This is a genomic window from Micromonospora ferruginea (assembly GCF_013694245.2).
Classification (GTDB): Bacteria; Actinomycetota; Actinomycetes; order Mycobacteriales; family Micromonosporaceae; genus Micromonospora; species Micromonospora robiginosa.
In genome coordinates this window covers 1,621,916-1,640,406 of record NZ_CP059322.2, presented here as the reverse complement: position 1 = coordinate 1,640,406, position 18,491 = coordinate 1,621,916, and the positions used below count along the sequence as shown (strand labels likewise).

Annotated in this window: 14 protein-coding genes and 1 riboswitch; of the genes, 11 read left to right on the top strand and 3 right to left on the bottom strand. The window is 74.3% G+C overall.

Annotation, left to right across the window (positions count from 1 at the left end):
* Positions 1–87 precede the first annotated feature (87 nt).
* The 11 genes from H1D33_RS07120 to H1D33_RS07070 all read left to right on the top strand — a co-directional run bounded on the left by H1D33_RS07120 (position 88) and on the right by H1D33_RS07070 (position 14,947).
* Entirely contained in the window at positions 88–480 is a 393-nt protein-coding gene (locus H1D33_RS07120) for an SCO5389 family protein (protein ID WP_181568830.1), read from the top strand.
* Between the two features lie 132 nt (positions 481–612).
* Positions 613–1,194 (top strand): copper chaperone PCu(A)C, encoded by a 582-nt coding sequence (locus tag H1D33_RS07115; RefSeq protein ID WP_181568831.1) that lies wholly within the window; start codon positions 613–615, stop codon positions 1,192–1,194.
* Positions 1,191–2,420 (top strand): Dyp-type peroxidase, encoded by a 1,230-nt coding sequence (locus H1D33_RS07110; RefSeq protein ID WP_181568832.1) that lies wholly within the window; start codon positions 1,191–1,193, stop codon positions 2,418–2,420. Before H1D33_RS07115 ends, H1D33_RS07110 begins: the two co-directional genes overlap by 4 nt.
* A 26-nt stretch (positions 2,421–2,446) precedes the next feature.
* Positions 2,447–3,007, top strand: a complete 561-nt coding sequence (locus H1D33_RS07105) for a copper resistance CopC family protein (RefSeq protein WP_181568833.1) — start codon at positions 2,447–2,449, stop codon at positions 3,005–3,007.
* A 176-nt stretch (positions 3,008–3,183) separates the two neighbouring features.
* Entirely contained in the window at positions 3,184–5,235 is a 2,052-nt protein-coding gene (locus H1D33_RS07100) for a bifunctional copper resistance protein CopD/cytochrome c oxidase assembly protein (RefSeq protein WP_246411583.1), read from the top strand.
* 137 nt (positions 5,236–5,372) lie between these two features.
* Positions 5,373–6,836: a PepSY-associated TM helix domain-containing protein gene (locus tag H1D33_RS07095; protein ID WP_181568834.1), complete on the top strand. Its 1,464-nt coding sequence runs from the start codon at positions 5,373–5,375 to the stop codon at positions 6,834–6,836.
* Positions 6,837–6,902: 66 nt separating this feature from the next.
* Entirely contained in the window at positions 6,903–8,126 is a 1,224-nt protein-coding gene (locus H1D33_RS07090) for a cytochrome P450 (protein WP_181568835.1), read from the top strand.
* A 204-nt stretch (positions 8,127–8,330) separates the two neighbouring features.
* Positions 8,331–8,537: riboswitch (cobalamin riboswitch) on the top strand.
* Positions 8,538–8,659: 122 nt separating this feature from the next.
* A complete protein-coding gene (locus tag H1D33_RS07085) occupies positions 8,660–11,014 on the top strand; it encodes a ribonucleoside-diphosphate reductase subunit alpha (RefSeq protein ID WP_181568836.1) in 2,355 nt (784 codons plus the stop codon).
* Between the two features lie 23 nt (positions 11,015–11,037).
* Positions 11,038–12,033, top strand: a complete 996-nt coding sequence (locus H1D33_RS07080) for a ribonucleotide-diphosphate reductase subunit beta (protein WP_181572850.1) — start codon at positions 11,038–11,040, stop codon at positions 12,031–12,033.
* Positions 12,034–12,191: 158 nt separating this feature from the next.
* Complete coding sequence (locus H1D33_RS07075) at positions 12,192–14,426, top strand: hypothetical protein (protein ID WP_181568837.1); 2,235 nt, start codon at positions 12,192–12,194, stop codon at positions 14,424–14,426.
* Entirely contained in the window at positions 14,420–14,947 is a 528-nt protein-coding gene (locus H1D33_RS07070; RefSeq protein WP_181568838.1) for a hypothetical protein, read from the top strand. The genes H1D33_RS07075 and H1D33_RS07070 overlap by 7 nt, the downstream gene beginning before the upstream one ends.
* Here the strand turns inward: H1D33_RS07070 and H1D33_RS07065 are convergent.
* The 3 genes from H1D33_RS07065 to H1D33_RS07055 all read right to left on the bottom strand — a co-directional run bounded on the left by H1D33_RS07065 (position 14,944) and on the right by H1D33_RS07055 (position 18,490).
* Positions 14,944–15,708 carry a helix-turn-helix transcriptional regulator gene (locus tag H1D33_RS07065; protein WP_181568839.1) on the bottom strand — a complete coding sequence of 255 codons (765 nt, stop codon included), beginning with the start codon at positions 15,706–15,708 and terminating at the stop codon, positions 14,944–14,946. The two genes, H1D33_RS07070 and H1D33_RS07065, sit on opposite strands and share 4 nt — an antisense overlap.
* A 79-nt stretch (positions 15,709–15,787) precedes the next feature.
* Positions 15,788–17,014: an MFS transporter gene (locus H1D33_RS07060; RefSeq protein ID WP_181568840.1), complete on the bottom strand. Its 1,227-nt coding sequence runs from the start codon at positions 17,012–17,014 to the stop codon at positions 15,788–15,790.
* A 36-nt stretch (positions 17,015–17,050) separates the two neighbouring features.
* Complete coding sequence (locus H1D33_RS07055) at positions 17,051–18,490, bottom strand: condensation domain-containing protein (protein ID WP_181568841.1); 1,440 nt, start codon at positions 18,488–18,490, stop codon at positions 17,051–17,053.
* Position 18,491 lies beyond the last annotated feature (1 nt).

Below are 18,491 nucleotides of genomic sequence, written 5' to 3'. Positions count from 1 at the left end.
GTGCTTGACCGGATCCGGGGCCCGTGGTCTGCTCACCACGTCACGTTAATGGAAACGGTTGTCGTTTCCGAAGAGTGGAGGAGACCCATGTCGCTCACCGTCCCGCCCGCCCTGCTGCGCGCCGCCGAGACCGGAGAGATCGAGGAGGAGGCGTTCGTCGCCTGCGTCCGCGACTCCCTGCCGTACGCCTTCCAGACCGTCGGCCGGGTCGCCGCCGACCTGGCGGCCACCGACGCCGAGTTCGCCGACAACGTCGTCGCGCCACCGGGCGACGCCGAGCGCGGCCAACTGCTGCGCGCGATGGCCAGCGACGCGATCCGCGCCGGCCTGGAACGCCACTTCGGGGTGCGGCTGGCGTTCCAGAACTGCCACCGGGTGGCCGCGTTCCGGCCGTCCGCCGCCGACTCCGAGGCGTACCGCCGGTTCACCTCCGGCCGCGGCCAGTTGCTCAACCAGTCCCCGACGCTGCGCAACTGCTGACGTCGCCCGCGGTGAGCCGGCGTGTCCGGCCGGCTCGCCGCGGGGCGGCGTGATCGATCGCATCCGCCGGAACCAACCATCCCCCGGCGCCGACCAACGGTACGAACACCGATCGTCGAAGGGGACACCGTCATGCCCAGCACCACCATCAGCCGCCGGTTCCGGCGTCCCGGAGCCCTGATCGGCGCGACCCTGCTGGCCGCGTCCGTCGCCGCCTGCGGGTCCGCCGACGGCTCGAGGGTCGCCGCACCGACGGCGACCGCCTCAGCCTCGGTGAGCGCGGCGGCCGGGGTGCTCGGCATCAGCGACCCGTGGGTGAAGGCCGCCGACAAGGGCATGACCGCCGCGTTCGGCACCCTGGTCAACGACGGTGACGCCGACGTGACGATCACCAGGGCCGCCACCGAGGTCTCCCCGATGGAGCTGCACGAGATGACCATGGAGGACGGGAAGATGGTCATGCGGCCCAAGGAGGGCGGCATCGTGGTCAAGGCCCACTCCCGCGCCAGGCTGGAGCCCGGCGGCGACCACCTGATGCTGATGGACATCAGCAAGCCGGTGCGGGCCGGTGACGAACTCACCTTCACGCTCACCTTCGCCGACGGCCGCACCCAGACCTTCCGCGCCGTGGCCAAGCCGTTCACCGGCGCCCAGGAGTCCTACGCCCCCGGCCACGGCGACACCCCGATGCCGGAGATGAGCCCTGCCTCATGACCGACCCTGCCGGGACCGACCGCCGGGTGAGCAGGCGCGGCCTGCTCACCGGCGGCGCGGTCGCCGTCGGGGGCACGCTCGCCGCCGGCGTCGCGATCACCGCCGCGCGTCCCCACGACCCGGGGGTACGCCCCGAGCCGGTGCCGGCCGCCCTGGTCGGCAGCGCGGTCGAACCGTTCCACGGTGCCCGGCAGTCCGGGGTCACCACCGAGCCGCAGGCACACGCCGCGTTCGTCGCGTTCACCCTGAAGCCGGGCACCGACCGGGCGGCGCTCGGCCGGATGCTGCGCCTGCTCTCCGACGACGCCGCCCGGCTCACCCAGGGCCGGCCGTCGCTTGCCGACACCGAACCGGAACTCGGCCTGCTGCCGGCCCGGCTGACCGTCACGTTCGGCTTCGGCCCCGGCCTGTACGCCGCCGCCGGACGCGCCGACCGGCGGCCCGCGTCGGTGGCCGAACTGCCCGCGTTCCGCGTCGACCGGCTGCAACCGCGCTGGTCCGGCGGGGACCTGCTGCTCCAGGTCTGCGCCGACGACCCGCTCACCGTCGCCCACGCCCAGCGCGTCCTGGTCAAGGACAGCCGGCCGTTCGCGACCGTGCGCTGGGTGCAGCGGGGCTTCCGCCGGGCCGCCGGGGCCGAGCCGGGGCGCACCCAGCGCAACCTGTTCGGGCAACTCGACGGCACCGCCAACCCGCAGCCGGGCGCCCCGGCCGACACCGCCGTGTGGGTGACCGACGGGCCGGACTGGCTGCGCGACTCCACCACCCTCGTGGTGCGGCGGATCAGCATGAACCTGGAGACCTGGGACCTGCTGGGCCGCACCGACCGGGAGGTCGCGGTGGGTCGGCGCCTGGACACCGGCGCGCCGCTGACCGGCGCCGCCGAGCACGACGAGCCGGACTTCGCCGCGCTCGGGCCGGACGGGCTCACCGTCATCCCGGACTTCTCGCACCTGACCCGGGCCCGGGTCACCGACGATCGGCAGAAGATCCTGCGTCGGCCCTACAACTACGACGGTACGCCGACCGCCGACGGGCACGCGGACAGCGGGCTGATCTTCGCCGCGTACCAGGCCGACATCGGGCGGCAGTTCCTGCCCATCCAGCGCCGGCTGGCGGAGCGGGACCTGCTCAACGAGTGGACCACCCCGATCGGCTCCGCCGTGTTCGCCGTACCGCCCGGCTGCCCGGAGGGCGGCTGGATCGGCGAGCGGGTGCTCGCGTGACCACGACCAGGAGGGCCGCTCGCCCGATGCGTACCCGTGCCGTCGTCGCGTTCGCCGCGGCGCTCACCGCGCTGCTGCTGGCGCCGGCCACACCCGCTGCGGCGCACAACGCGTTGCAGTCGGCCACGCCGGCCCAGGACGCCCGGCTCACCGTCGCGCCGACCTCGGTGACGCTGCGCTTCCTGCAACGGCTCAACCCGGAGTTCACCACCATCGTGCTCAGCGACGCCGACCGGCAGCGGGTGCCGACCGGCGCGCCGGCCGTGAACGGCACGACCGGCACCGTGACCGTGGACAAGTCACTGACCAACGGCACCTACACGGTCGCCTACCGGGTGGTTTCCGCCGACGGGCATCCGGTGCAGGGCTCGTACCGCTTCACCGTGGCCGGCCCGACCGCGCCCGCAGCATCACCCCCGCCCGCGTCGGCCGGGGCGGTGACCAGTGCCGACGCGGTGGCCGCCCCGATCTCCGCCACCGGCGCCGACGACGGACCGCCGGTGGCCCTGGTGGCCGGCGGCGCGGTCGTCGCCCTGGCCGTGGCGGGCGCGGCCGTGTTGCTGCTCCGCCGCCGCCGCGCCTCCTGACCCATGCGGCCGGGTCCATCCCGGCGACCCGATCCGAAACCAGGTTCCGCACCGTGCACCAGCCCACGTCACCGTCGCCGCAGTCCCCGGCCCAGCGGCAGCCCGGCCCGACCGAACCGTCCAACACGGAACAGCCCGGCGCGGCCGGACCGGTCGCTGCCGGAGCGAGGGCGAGCGTGCCGGGGACGGGCGAGTCGATCGCCACCGGACCGTTCACCACCCGATCGCCGGCGGCCGGGCCGGGCACCGGGGGCGCGACGGGAGCGGCCGGCTGGCTCGTCGGGCTGGGGGCGGTCGGCGCGGCAGCGGCCGCACTGCTGCTCGCGCTGCGGGCCGGCGGCGCGCTCGCCGCCGCCATCCCCGGCCTACCTGATCCCGGTCCGGTCACCACCTGGGCACTGCCACCGGTGCGGCTGCTCGCCGACGTTCTCGCCACGCTCACCGTCGGGTTCGCGGTGACCGCCGCCTTCCTGCTGCCGGGCGACGGGACGAGCGTCTCCGCGCACGGCTGGCTCGTGCTGCGCCGTGCCGGCCTGGCCGCGGCCGGCTGGGCCGTGGCGTCCCTGGCCCTGCTGGTGCTCACCGTCTCCGACCTGCTCGGCGCGCCACTCGACCGGCTCGGCGCGGCGAGTGTGATCAGTTTCGGCGTCGACATCTCGCAGGGCCGCTCGTTGCTGGCGCAGGCCGGGCTGGCTGCCGTGGTGGCGGTGACGGCCCGGGTCGGCGTGTCCCGCGGCACCGCGGCGGTCGCGGCCGGGCTGGCGCTCGTCGGCCTGCTGCCGCCGGCGTTGACCGGCCACGCGGCCGGGGCCGGCAACCACCAGATCGCGGTCTCCAGCCTCGCCCTGCACGTGCTGGCCGCCGCGCTCTGGGCCGGCGGGCTGGCCGCGCTGCTGACCATCCGCCGCAGCCGGCACCTACCCGGGGCCGCCGCCCGTTACAGCCGGCTCGCGCTGGCCTGCTTCGGCACGGTCGCGGTCAGCGGCCTGGCCAACGCGGCGGTCCGCCTCGGCGACGTCGAGCAGCTCTGGCGATCCGGGTACGGCGTGCTGGTGCTCGGCAAGCTGGCCGCGCTCGTACTGCTCGGCGCGCTCGGCGCCGCGCACCGCACCCGTACCCTGCCGGGCCTGGCGGCCGGGCGGCGCGGCGCGTTCGCGCGGCTCGCCGCCGGGGAGGTGGTGGTCTTCGCCGCCACGATCGGCCTGGCGGTCGCGCTGTCGCGCAGCCCGACGCCGGTCGCCCCACCGGCCGACGCCGACCCGGTGACCGAGGTGCTCGGTTTTCCGATGCCATCCGCGCCCACCGTCGCGCACCTGCTCGGCCAGCCGCTGCCCGACCTGTTCTTCCTCACCGTGACCGTCGTCGGCATCGGCGGCTACCTGGCCGGCGTGCGCCGGCTGCGCCGTGGCGGGCACCGCTGGCCGGTGGCCCGCACCGCGAGCTGGATCGCCGGTCTGCTGGTGCTGGCCGCCGCCACCGGCCTCGGCTTCGCCCGCTACGCCTACGTGCTGTTCAGCGTGCACATGGCCCAGCACATGGTGCTGTCCATGATGGTGCCGATCCTGCTGGTCGGCGGCGCGCCGGTCACGCTCGCGCTGCGGGCGTTGCGCCGCCCCACCGAACCGGAGGTACGCGGGGCCCGGGAGTGGCTGCTGCGCGCCCTGCACAGCCGCGCCGCCCGGCTGCTCACCCATCCGCTGGTGGCGCTCGGCATCTACACCGCCAGCCTGTTCGGCCTCTACTTCAGCGATCTGCTGGGCACGTTGATGCGCTCGCACCTCGGGCACCTGGCCATGCTGGGACACTTCGTGCTCTCCGGCTACCTGCTGTTCTGGGTGCTCATCGGCATCGACCCCGGCCGACCCCGGCTCCCCCACCCGATCCTGGTGCTCATCCACTTCGCCGCGATGATGGCGCACGGCTTCTTCGGCCTCGCGCTCATGCAGACCACCACCGTCATCGCCCCCGACTGGTATCTCGGCGTCCATCCCGACTGGGCCTCGTCGCTGCTCGACGACCAGAAGCTGGGCGCCGGCATCGCCTGGGCGTTCGGCGAGATCCCCGCCGCCGTCGTGATGGTCCTGCTGGTTCGGCAGTGGATCCGGGCCGACCAGCGCGAGCAGCGCCGTCTTGACCGGGCCGCCGACCGGGCCGAGGCCACCGGCGAGGACGACGACCTGGCCCGCTACAACGCGTTCCTGGCCGCCGCCGCACGCGACCGGAACTGATCGGCACATCGGCGGGAACTTCCGCGCGGCCCCGCCCGACCATCCACCCGGGAGACGGCAACCGCGCACCACGCACGGCTCGACGGGCAGCGGGCCCGTCATATCCCAATTTCCATTTCCCGATCGGAGTTGCCCTGATGTCCGTGACCGAACTGCCCGGCGACCGCGCGCCGGACTCCCCCGCCGCGCCGGCCGAACCGCCCCGGCCGGCGCGGCGGCCCACGCCGCTGACCGCGCTGCTGACCCGCCTGCACTTCTACGCCGGCATCCTCGTCGCGCCGTTCCTGCTGGTCGCCGCGCTCACCGGGCTGGCCTACACGCTCACGCCGCAGCTCGACGACGCGCTCTACGGCGACACGCTCACCGTCTCCACCGTCGGGGAGCAGGCCCGGCCGCTCGCCGAGCAGATCGCCGCCGCCCGCGCCGCGCACCCCGACGGCACGCTCACCGGCGTGCAGCCCGGCGACGGCGACAGGACCACCCGGGTGGTGTTCGCCCGCGACGACCTCGGCGACCGGCAGCACACCGTCTACGTCGACCCGTACACCGCGCGGGTCACCGGCCGGTTGACCACCTGGTTCGGGTCGACGCCGGTCACCACCTGGCTGGACGACCTGCACCGCAACCTGCACCTGGGCGACGTCGGCCGGCACTACTCGGAGATCGCGGCGAGCTGGCTGTGGGTGCTGGTGCTGGGCGGCGTGGTGCTGTGGTGGCGCCGGCGCGCCGCCGGCCGGGCCCGCGCCCGGCACCTGCTCGTACCCGACCTGTCCGCCGGGCGGGGCGTGCGGCGCACCCGGGGCTGGCACGCCACCACCGGTGTCTGGCTCGCCGTCGGCCTGCTGTTCCTCTCCGCCACCGGCCTGACCTGGTCCCGCTACGCCGGGGCGAACTTCGGCGCCGGCCTGGACGCGCTGCGTGCCGGCGCACCGGAGATCTCCACCGCGCTCGCCGGCGCGCCGCCCACCGCCGGGGGTGGCCACCAGCACGGCGGGCCGGCAGTCGCGCCGGCGGCGGACCCGGCGACCTACGACCGGGTGCTGGGCAGCGCCCGCGCCGCCGGTCTGTCCGGACCGGTCGCGATCACCCCGGCGGCCGAGGACGGTACCGCGTGGACGGTCGCGCAGACCGACGACCGGTGGCCGGTCGGCTACGACCGGGTCGCCGTCCACCCGGTCACCGGCACGGTGACCGCGCGCAGCGACTTCGCCGACTGGCCGATGCCGGCGAGACTCAGCAAGCTCGGCATCCAGGCCCACATGGGCCGGCTCTTCGGGCCGGTCAACCAGGTCCTGCTCGCCGCGCTCGCGCTCGGCCTGCTCTGCGTCGTCGTCTGGGGATACCGGATGTGGTGGCAGCGCCGCCCCACCCGCGCCGGCCGGCAGGCCCCGCTGGGCGCGCCGCCGGCCCGCGGGGCGGTACGCGGGATGTCGCGCTGGGCACTGCTGGCCGGGGTGCCGGTGCTGGTGGCGCTCGGCTGGGCGCTGCCATGGTTCGGCGGCACGCTGCTCGGTTTCCTGGTGGTCGACGCCGTGGCCGGACTGCTCCGGCGACGCCGACGCCCGGCGGCCCCGGTCTCGCCCGCCCCAGCCGGCAGTTGACCGGCGGTGCGGTGGGGCGCCCGGTCGGGGGCCCCACCGCCGGCCCGGAGCTGGCACTGTGGACGGATGACGGACATCGACGCCCGCCTCCCCCATCCCTTCTACCAGGACGCCGACGGCGTGAACCGCCCGCCCGGCCCGCGCAAGCACCCGGACTACGCCCGGTTCGCCGCCGGCCCCGGCGTGGTCCCGATCGTGCGGCAGGTGAACGGTGAGCCGGTCCCCGCGCTGCTGATCTGCCGATATTCGGACGTCCGGGAGGTGCTGCGCCGCCAGGACGTCTTCTCCCGGGCCGCCGCCGCGCACGCCGACGAGGTCGACGTGGCGGGCACCATGCTCGGCATGGACGGCGACGCGCACGCCCGGGTGCGCGGCACGGTGAAGGACGCGTTCACCCGGCCGGCGGTCGACGCGCTGCGCGACGCCGTACGGGCCGCGGCCGAGGCGAGGCTGGCCTCGATGGTCGCCGCCGGCGCCCCGGCCGACCTGGTCCGGGACTTCGCGGTGCCGTTCGCGCTGGACGTGATCTGCGACCTGCTCGGACTGCCCGCCGAGGACCGGATGCGGTTCCGCCGGTGGGGCGACATGTTCCTCGGCGCCGGCGACCTGAGCCGCGAGGACGCCGCCCGCTCGGCCGAGGAGATGGGCGGCTACCTGTGGGGCCAGTTGGAGCAGCGCCGCGACCGCGCGGGTGACGACCTGCTCGGCCGGATCGCCACCGCGGCCGCCGACCAGCCGGCGGACGTCCAGATCAAGCTGCCCATCTCGCTCGTGGTGGGCGGGTGGGAGACCACGGCCAGTTCGATCGCCACGTTCGTCCACGTGCTCCAGACCGCGCCGTACGGGCCGGACGGGACCGGTTGGGCCCATCTGGTGGCGCACCCGGACCGGCTGGACGCCGCGGTCGCCGAGCTGGAACGGCTGCACTCGACCGCCAACGGCGACGAGATGCCGCGCCGAGTGATGGCGGACGTGACGCTGCCCAGCGGTGCCCGGCTGGCCGAGGGCGACATCGTGGTCCCGTCGCACGACGCGGCGAACCGCGACCCGGACGTGTTTCCCGACCCGGAACGGATGGACTTCGACCGGACGCCCACCCCGCACCTCTCCTTCGGCCACGGCCCGCACTACTGCATCGGGGCGCACCTGGGGGCGCTGGAGGTCCGCACCGCGCTCGGTCTGCTGCTGCGGGAGCTGCCCGGCCTGCGCCTCGCGGTGCCGCCGGACGAGGTCGGATGGAAGGCGGGGCACGCCATCCTCGGCCCGACGGGCCTGCCGGTCACCTGGTGACCGGGGTTAAGCGGGGGCCCCGCCTATACCGGAGGCGTTAAGCGGGGGCCCCTCCTTCGCCTCGCGGTCGAGGTGCAGGCGCAGCAGGAACGCAGCAGCCGGCGAGTATCGTCGCCGGCGCTCCCGAGCGCCATTCGCCCGCTGAGACGAAGCCGACACGCCGGACCCGACATCTGGTGTTGCCCACACGCCGGCACCGCCATATATGGTGTCCCCGTAGCTGGTTCGGCCGCGCCCCACGGGTGCGGCCGAGGCAAGAGGGAACCCGGTGGAAGTCCGGGACTGCCCCGCAGCGGTGAGTGGGAACGACCGCCGTCATCAGCACTGGGCCACCGGCCTGGGAAGCGACGGCCAGTAGGAACGAGTACGACGCCCGCGAGTCCGAAGACCTGCCAGCGCGCCGTGCGCTGCCGCGCGCGGCGGTCGACGGTCGCGCGGGACGACCGACGCCAGCAGCCGGGCCGGCCGTGCGTGCCGTGCCTGTTGGCGTCTCCCGCCGTCCGAGGCCATCGGAGTGACAGCGAGGAGAGGTCATGACGGTCGTGCGGGAGAACCCTCCGGAGCAGCGCCGGCTGGCGATGCGGGTCCGCAAGCGGGACGGCGACACCGAGCCGGTCGACGTCAACCGGATCGTCCGGGCGGTCGAGCGGTGGGTCGCCGACCTCGACGAGGTGGACCCGCTGCGGGTCGCCACCCGGACGATCAGCGGGCTCTACGACGGGGCGACCACGTCGGAGCTGGACCGGTTGTCGATCCAGACCGCGGCGGAGCTGATCGGCGAGGAGCCGCAGTACTCGAAGCTGGCCGCCCGCCTGCTGGCCGCGTACGTGGACGAGGAGGTCCGTGGGCAGCAGGTGACGCGCTTCAGCCAGTCGATCGGGTACGCGCACGGGCTGGGGCTGGTCGGCGACGACACCGCCGCGTTCGTGGCCCGGCACGCCGGTGAGCTGGACGACGCCGTGGACCCGGCCGGCGACCTGCGGTTCGAGTACTTCGGACTGCGCACGGTGGCGGACCGCTACCTGCTGCGGCACCCGGAGACGCGGCTGGTGGTGGAGACGCCGCAGTACTGGCTGCTGCGGGTGGCCTGCGGGCTGTCGCAGACGCCGGGCGAGGCGGTCGACTTCTACCGGCTGATGTCGCGCCTGGCCTACCTGCCCAGCTCCCCCACGCTGTTCAACTCCGGCACCCGGCACACCCAGATGTCGTCGTGCTTCCTGGTGGACTCCCCGCGCGACGAGTTGGACTCGATCTACGAGCGGTACCACCAGGTCGCGAAGCTGTCGAAGTTCTCCGGCGGCATCGGCATCTCCTGGTCGCGGGTGCGCGGGCGGGGCGCGCTGATCCGGGGCACGAACGGGCGCTCGAACGGCATCGTGCCGTTCCTCAAGACGCTCGACGCCGGGGTGGCCGCGGTCAACCAGGGCGGCCGGCGCAAGGGCGCGGCCTGCGTCTACCTGGAACCGTGGCACCCGGACGTGGAGGAGTTCCTGGAGCTGCGGGACAACACCGGCGAGGAGTCCCGGCGTACCCACAACCTGAACCTGGCCAACTGGATCCCGGACGAGTTCATGCGCCGGGTGGAGGCCGACGCCGACTGGTCGCTGATCGACCCGTCGGACGCGCCGGAGCTGCCCGACCTGTACGGCGAGGCGTTCGACGCCGCGTACCGGGCGGCGGAGAAGAAGGCGGTCCGGGTGGTGAAGGCCCGGGACCTGTACGGGCGGATGATGCGGACGCTGGCGCAGACCGGCAACGGCTGGATGACGTTCAAGGACGCCGCGAACCGGCTGTCCAACCAGACCGGTGAGCCGGGCAACGTCATCCACCTGTCCAACCTGTGCACCGAGATCCTGGAGGTCAACGACGACGCCGAGACGGCGGTGTGCAACCTCGGCTCGGTCAACCTCGGCGCGCACGTCACCGCCGCCGGCGTCGACTGGGAGGCGCTGCGGGCCACCGTGCGTACCGCGGTGGTCTTCCTCGACCGGGTGATCGACATCAACTACTACCCGGCCGCGCAGGCGGCGGCGTCGAACCCCCGCTGGCGGCCGGTCGGGTTGGGGCTGATGGGCCTGCAGGACGCGTTCTTCACGTTGCGCCTGCCGTTCGACTCGGCGGCGGCGCGGGAGCTGTCCACCCGGGTGCAGGAGGAGATCCTGCTGACCGCGCTGGAGACGTCCGCCGGGTTGGCCGAACGGTTCGGCCCGCATCCGGCGTACCCGCAGACCCGGGCTGCGAAGGGTGACCTGCACCCGGACCTGTGGGGCGCGGAGCCCGCGCAGCGCGAGCGGTGGGCTGCGCTGCGGGCGCGGGTCGCCGCGCACGGGCTGCGCAACTCGCTGCTGGTGGCGATCGCGCCGACCGCGACCATCGCCTCGATCGCCGGCTGTTACGAGTGCGTCGAGCCGCAGGTGTCCAACCTGTTCAAGCGCGAGACCATGTCCGGCGAGTTCCTCCAGGTCAACACGTACCTGGTGCGGGAGCTGAAGGCCCGCGGGCGGTGGACGCCGCAGGTCCGCGACCGGATCCGGCGCGCGGAGGGCTCGGTGCAGGGCCTCGACGAGCTGCCCGCGGAGGTGCGGGAGCTGTTCCGCACCGCGTGGGAGCTGCCGCAGCGGGCGCTGATCGACCTGGCCGCCGCCCGCGCGCCCTACGTCGACCAGTCGCAGTCGCTGAACCTGTTCCTGAGCGCGCCGACCATCGGCAAGCTCTCCTCGATGTACCGGTACGCCTGGGCGTCCGGCCTGAAGACCACCTACTACCTGCGGTCCCGACCCGCCACCCGGATCCAGCAGGCCACCGTCGCGCCGGTGCTCGCCCCGGTCGCCGACGCGGCCACGGCCTGCTCCCTGGAGAACCCCGAGAGCTGCGAGGCCTGCCAGTGACCGCGACCGCCGAGACCCGGCCCATGCTGCTCGACCCGGGCATGAACCTGACCCTGCGCCCGATGCGGTACCCGCACTTCTTCGACAGGTACAAGGACGCGATCAAGAACACCTGGGCCGTCGAGGAGGTGGACCTGCACGCCGACCTGGCCGACCTGGACCGGCTCTCGCCGGCCGAGCGGCACCTGGTGTCGCGCCTGGTGGCGTTCTTCGCCACCGGCGACACCATCGTCGCCAACAACCTGGTGCTCAACCTCTACCAGCACGTCAACTCCCCGGAGGGCCGGCTCTACCTGTCCCGGCAGCTCTTCGAGGAGGCGGTGCACGTCCAGTTCTACCTGAACCTGCTGGACACCTACGTGCCGGACGAGGCCGAGCGGTTCGCCGCGTTCGCGGCGGTGGAGAACATCCCGTCGATCGCCCGCAAGGCCGAGTTCTGCTTCCGGTGGATCGACTCCGTCTTCGCGCTGCGGGAGCTGCGCACCCGCGACGACCGGCGGGCGTTCCTGCTCAACCTGATCTGCTTCGCCGCCTGCATCGAGGGGCTGTTCTTCTACGGCGCGTTCGCCTACGTCTACTTCCTGCGCTCGCGGGGTCTGCTCAACGGGCTGGCGTCCGGCACCAACTGGGTGTTCCGCGACGAGTCGATGCACATGGCGTTCGCCTTCGACGTGGTGGACACCGTGCGCGCCGAGGAGCCGGAGCTGTTCGACGCCGGGATGGAACGGCAGGTACGGGAGATGCTGGCCGAGGCGGTGGAGTGTGAGGCGCAGTTCGCCGAGGACCTGCTCGACCAGGGCGTCTCCGGGATGTCCTCGGCCGACATGCGGCTCTACCTGCAACACGTGGCCGACCGCCGGCTGGCCGCGCTGGGCATGACGCCGATGTACGGCAGCGGCAACCCGTTCGCGTTCATGGAGTTGCAGGACGTGCAGGAGCTGTCGAACTTCTTCGAGCGGCGGGTGTCGGCCTACCAGGTCGGCGTGACCGGCCGGGTCACGTTCGACGACGACTTCTGACCGCTGTCGGCGCCCCGGCCGCCGCGAGCGCGGCCGGGGCGGGCACGGCACGCCGGCGTCGGCTACGCGCATGCGCGTATCGCCCGCGCCTCCCCCGATCCGCACAGTTGTCTGCGCCGAGCCCGGCGTGGGTGTCGGCGGACGAGGGGGGAACGCACGTGAAACGGATACGTCAACGGCTACGGCCGTTCCTGGCGGCGGCGCTGGCCACGGTGGTGGGGGTGGCGTTCGCCGCCGCGACGCCGGCCGCGCCGGCCGCCGCCAGCTACGGCTCGACGGTCACCGTCACCGTCGACGAGATGCACACCACCGAGTGTCTCGACCGGGTCTGGCTCGTCGTCTGCGACCCGCCGGAGCTGTTCGGCGTGGCGATCCTCACCCAGGACGACGGTCAGCAGCAGCGCTGCGAGATGGCCCTCCCGGCGGCCCCCGGGACGGACATCGTCACGCCCCGCACGGTCTGCGCCGGACGCTCGGTCACCGGCAACTTCCGGGTCAACTTCGAGCTGTGGGAGGACGACTCCACCGAGGGCGGCAGCCGGGAACAGGCGGATCTCAACCCCGGCACGGCCAAGGACTGGGCGACGACGAACCTGCTCGGTGGCCGGGCCGGCACGTCCCGGTGGAGCACCAGCGGCGGTCCGTCCCGGGCCGTCTTCACGGTGACCGTCGCGGCCCGGCCCACGAGCATCACCATCTCGTCGCCGGCGCCCACCGGGACGCCCCGCGAGTTCGACCCGCGGCTCGGCGAGCGGCTGACGATCAGCGGCTCGCTGTCGGTGCCGTCGGCGTTGCGCTTCACCATCACCTCGCAGGCGAGCGGGGCGTCGTTCGTGCGCGCCGAGGCCCCGTTCTACGGCGGCGCGTTCAACGTCGACTGGGACGGCCGGTGGTCCGACGGGTCGTACGCGCCGGTCGGCGGATACACCATCACGGTCGCCGACCCGGTCGACGGCGGCTCGGCGCGGACCACCCAGGCCCGGGTCATCCAGCGGGTCGCGCTGGCCTTCGCCGACATGACCAGCCAGCCGGCCACCAACTGGCAGTACCGCAGCGGGCCGATCGTGGTGAGCGCGGTGGTGCCGGCGGCCGGCACGTTCCGGATGCGCGTGTTGCGCGGCGGCGTCGAGGTGTTCCGTACCGCCGACGTGCGGCGTGCCGCCGGCCCGGTCTCGTTCTCCTGGACCGGACGGCACGCCGACGGTTCCTGGGCCACGCCCGGCAGCTACGTGTTCACGCTGGAGGGCGCCGCCGACGACGGGCGGGCGTTCCCGGCCGCCTCGCGTACCGTGCCGGTGTCGGACCCGCCGGCGGGCCTGGAGGTGTACGCGTTGGCCGAGCCGGGCGTCCCGGCGGTCAACCCGCAGGCCGTGCCGGGCACGTCCATCCGCGCCACGGTGGTCGGCGCCGACCACACCGCCCGGCCGGCGGCCCGGATCACGGTGGAGATGAGCCCGGCCGGCTGGATCGGGCGGCCGGTGACCCTCACGCCGCGCGTGGTCAGGACCTGCCTGCAGGTCAGCGAGTGCCAGGCGGTGATCCCGGCGGACATCCTGGCCGGCGCGGCGGTCGCCTACCGGGTGACCGCCAGCGAGGCGGACGGGGTGCCGGACATGCGCACGGCGACGGCGGACTGGCGGATCACCGACCTGAATCCGCCGGAGCCGTCGCAGACGCCGGAGGTCACCCTGGTGCCGCTGTGGCGGGCCAGCGTGCCGGCGGTGGTGGACGCGAACGGTCGGGTGAACACCAGACCGCTGAACCAGACCATCGACGTGGCGTACGCGCCGGGCACCGGCTACGACACGTCCACGCTGGACGGCGCGCGGCAGTTCGGCAACGCCGTCGACGACAACGCGTGGCAGCTCCTCGGCATCCGTTCGCGGGTGTTCCCCAGCTCGATCGCCACGCACTGGTCGCAGGTGGGGATCTGGGTGCAGAACGTACCGGTCGAGGTGACGGTCAGCCCGGACGGCGACGCGTTGTGCCGGCGTACCGGGTTCAGCCCGGTCAGCTTCGCCGAGACCAACGGTGTGCTGCACACCGTCAACTGCCGGGACAACGCCTCCGGCAGCGTGTTCACCGCCGACTCGCCGACGGTGGGCTGGCACGAGTTGCACCACAGCGCCTACCACGAGGGCGACGAGTACTGCTGCGACGGCGGCTACTGGTACGGCGAGGGGAAGAACACCTACCGGTCGCTGTCGGACTGTCAGCGGTCCGGGTCGGACGCGAGCACCTGCAACGAGATCACCGACGGGGTGAGCCCGACCGGCTGGTGGCGCAGCGACGGGCCGATGAGCGACGTCATGATCAACAACTCGGTCGAGCGGGCCGACGACATCCGGGCCGCCGAGGCGACCTTCGCACGATGCGGGAGAGGGCAATGCTGAACCAACGTATCCGAACCCTGGTGGTGGCGGCGCTCGCGCTGCCGTTGCTGGGCGCCGTCGCGGTGGCCTCGCAGGCCGCGCCGACGCCGGCCGGCGCGGCGCCGGTCGTGCCCGCGCCGACCGTCGACCCGGCGAACCCGACCACGGGCACCCACCTGCGGCTCGGGCTGCGCGTGTCGGCGCGGGGCGCCGCCCCGACGCTGCTGGAGATCGACCGCGGCTTCCCGTCGTCGCTGCGGGGCACCGGTGGGCCGTTCCAGCTCGTCGTGCGCGACACCGCCGGCGCGGTGCTGGACACGCTCACGCTGGACGACCCGCTGGCTGTGCGGGTGTACGGCATCAAGGGGAAGGCGCACGACACGCCCCGGACCACGGAGGCGGACGTGGTGGTGGACCTGCCGGTCGGCGACACCGCGGCCGTGGTGGACGTCGTCCTGAGCGACCGGCGGATCGGCCAGGTCGAGATCGGGTCGCTGATCGGGGCCTGCCGGGGCGCGCCGCTGCCCTGCGCCACCAGCTAGGCGCGCGGGCCGGGCACCTCCAGGATGCCGAGTTCGATCGCCCTCATCACGGTGGCGACCGGTCCGGAGGTGCCCAGCTTGCGGTGCACGTTCTCCAGGTGCTTGCGGGCCGTGCCGGCGGCCAGGCCGAGCCGGCGCGCGGCGGCCGGCACGGTCAGCCCGTCGGCGATGCCGCGCAGCACCTCCACCTCCCGCCCGGTGAGCGTCGAGCCGCCGGGCAGGACCACGGCGGCGGGCCGGCGACGCCACGCGTGCACCGCGATCAACGCCGGCTGGACCCGGGCCAGCAGGTCCATCTCCCGCGCGTCGAAGGCCCGGTCGCGGTTGAACTGGTACCAGCGCAGCACCGGGGCCGCGCCGACCACGAGCGTGACCGTGTGCGCTCCGATGCCGCGCGGCGCCAGCACCTCCTGGTAGAGCGCGTGCCGCCGCCACCGGTGCTCCGGCAGCACGTCGGTCACCTGCATCGGCGGCGCGGGACAGGATTGCGAGTCCCGCACGGTCGGCGCGAACAGCGGATGGTCGGTCACCTGGTCGTGCATCCGGCGGATCAGCGCCCGGTCGACCGGGCGGTCGGCGGTGAGGCCGGGTGGGTGCAGCGTGGCCAGGTCGAGTTCGGCGTAGGTGGACAGGTCGCTCTGCAGGCGGCGAGCGACGGCGGCCAGGACGGTGTCGACGAGCGGACGACCGTGCAACGCCCCGATCACGGTCGCCGTCTCGCGCACCCACGCCTGGTCCGCCGTGGCGGTGGGAAGCGTCACGAGCGGACCATAGGAGGCGGCCTGGGATTCCCATATCGGCTACCGGACAGCGGTCGCCTTCCCAACACCACGCCCCCGGTCAGGTCGCCGGGCTCTCCCCGGGCAGCGCCCGGGCGCGCACCAGGCCCATCAACGCCACGATGGCCAGCGCCAGCACGGCCACCAACAGGAACGCGGTCCGCAGGTTCAACGCCCCGGCGAGCAGGCCGATCACCGGCGCCGCGAGCAGCGCGCCGGGCCACTGCCCCATCGCCACCACGGAGACGCCCTCGCCGGAGGTCAGGCCGGGCTGCTCGCCGGCGAAGCCGAGCACCGTCGGGGTCACGCAGGCCAGACCGAAGCCGAGCAGCGCGAAGCCGGCCATCACCGCGGCCGGATGCGGGTACGCCACCGGCAGCGCCACGCCGACGGTGGCGACCAGCGCGGACACCCGCACGAAGCGCACCCGGCCGACCCGGCCGGCCAGCCGGTCGCCGAACAGCCGGGCCACGGTGGCGGCCAGCGAGAGACAGGTGTACGTGGCGGCGGCCAGCACCGCCGCGGCGCCGGCCACCTCGGTGGCGTAGAGCGCGCTCCACTGCGCGCCGGCCATCTCGACGAACGAGGCGAGGAACGCGATCGCCGCGAGCAGCAGCAGTTGCGGGGTGAACCGCTCGCGCAACCCGCGTCGGGCCTCCCCCTCCTTCGTCTCCTGCCGGGGCGTGTCCGGCAGCCACCGGTGCGTGCCGAGCAGCAGCGCGCCGAGCAGCACGCTGGTGATCGCCATCTGCGCGGACGGCGACAGCCCGACCGCGGCGGCGGCGGTGCCGCAGAGCCCGCCGATCAGCATGCCGATGCTGAAGCCGGCGTGGAAGGTGGACAGGATCGGCCGCCCGTAGCGCTTCTGCACCTCCACCGACTGGGCGTTCATCGGGGTGGCCAGCAGGTTGGCGGCGAAGCCCCAGACCGCGAGCCCGGCGACGAGCGCCACCACTGTGGTGGACGCGGCCAGCAGCGGCGCGTTGACGAGGATCAGCGCGGCCCCGGCCAACGCCAGCCGGCGGGTGTTGATCCGGCTGATCAGCACCGCGACCACCACCAGCGAGACCAGTTCCCCCGCGTTGGTGGCGATGTTGGCCAGGCCCCAGCCGGTGTTGCCGACGCCGACCGCGTCGCGCACCTCGGGCACGCGGGCGGACCAGCCGCCGATGGCCAGGCCCATGATGACGAAGAGCAGCACCACCGACCAGCGGGCCCGTACGGTCGACGGGGACGCCGGCGGCGCGGGTGGCTCCGTGGTGTCCTGATGCGTCGAGGTGTCCGTCATGGTCGCACCTTTCTCGGATCGGTCGCGGTGAGTGTCCTACCCCGTGGCGTGGTCGAGGAAGCACGCACCGTCAGGCAGGCGCAGCCGCGCCGGGGGTAGGTCGGGGTCGGCGACCAGTGCCGACACCACCGCCACGTAGTCGTCGATCAAGCCCCGGACCAGGTCGTCGCCGAAGACGCCGCGGTTGCGGATGACCACCCCGCCGGCCCGGTCGTCGTCCACCACGACGATCGGCGAGCCGCGCTTCACCCAGACCGGCAGGCTGTCCGGCGGCACGTCGGCGGCGAGCACCGGCGGCGGGGTGCCGGGCGCCGGCCGGGCGGTCACGTCGAGCGGCTCGACCCGCAGCCCCGGGCAGGTCAGCACCGGCGAGGCGGAGGCGGCGGACTGGAACCAGGCGTCGAAGAGGTGGTTGTCCGGCCACGGCCGCACCCGGGGGAAGTCCGGCCGCACCGCGCGGGCCACCCGGTGGAACTCCGCCGCGTGGTCGATCGCCTCGGCCAGCGAGGCGTGCGCGGCGGCGACCACCGCCCGCATCGGCGCGTCCGGGTCGACCGTCGCCGGCAGGTAGACGTTGTTGGTGAACTGCCCGATGAGCCGCCGCGACAGCGGGCTCTCCCGGCCCAGCGTGGTGGTGCCGAGCACCACCCGCCGTCGCCCGGCCCGCTTCGACAGCAGCACCAGGTAGGCGGCGAGCAGCAGCACGTACGGGCTGGTCCGCTGCGCCCGCGCGGCCGGGCGCAGCGCCGCGGTGACCGCCGGCGGGAACGCGAACCGGGTGGCCACCTCCGCGCTGAGCGCGACGTCCGGGCCCGGCGTGGGCGCCGGGAAGAGCTGGTACGGCTCGACCGGCCGCAGCCGCTCGCCCCACCAGCCGGCCCGGGTGGCGGCGTCGATCCCGCCCCCGGCCAACTCCGCCTCCTGGAGCGCGGCGAGCCCGGCGAAGTCCACGCCCAGCGGCGGCTGCGGATCGGCCGCGCCGAGCCGGGCCGCGTACGCGTGGCACAGGTCCTCCACGAACACCCGGCAGGACCAGCCGTCGGAGACCATGTGGAAGAAGCAGAGCGCCAGCACGTGCTCGGTGGCGGAGAGTCGGACCAGCGCGGCCCGCCACAGCGGCGCCCGCCCCGGGTCGAACGCCACGTTCCGGTGCGCGTACGCGATCTGCTCGACGCGGGCCCGCTGCTCGGCCGGGGGGCGGCCGGTCAGGTCGACGTACTCCAGCGGCGAGTCGACGTGCGGCAGGATCGTGACGGCCGGGTCGGCGCCGATCCGGTCGAACCGCATCCGCAGCGCGTCGTGCCGGTCCACCACGTCCTGCGCGGCCTGCCGCAGGACGTCGACCCGCAGCGTGCCCCGCAACCGGCGGAACTCCACCACCACCAGCCGGGCGTCACCGGGGCGGGCCGGGTCGAGCGCGGTCATGAACTCCCACATCATCTGCTGGCTGGGCGCCAGCGGCAGCGTCCTCGGCATG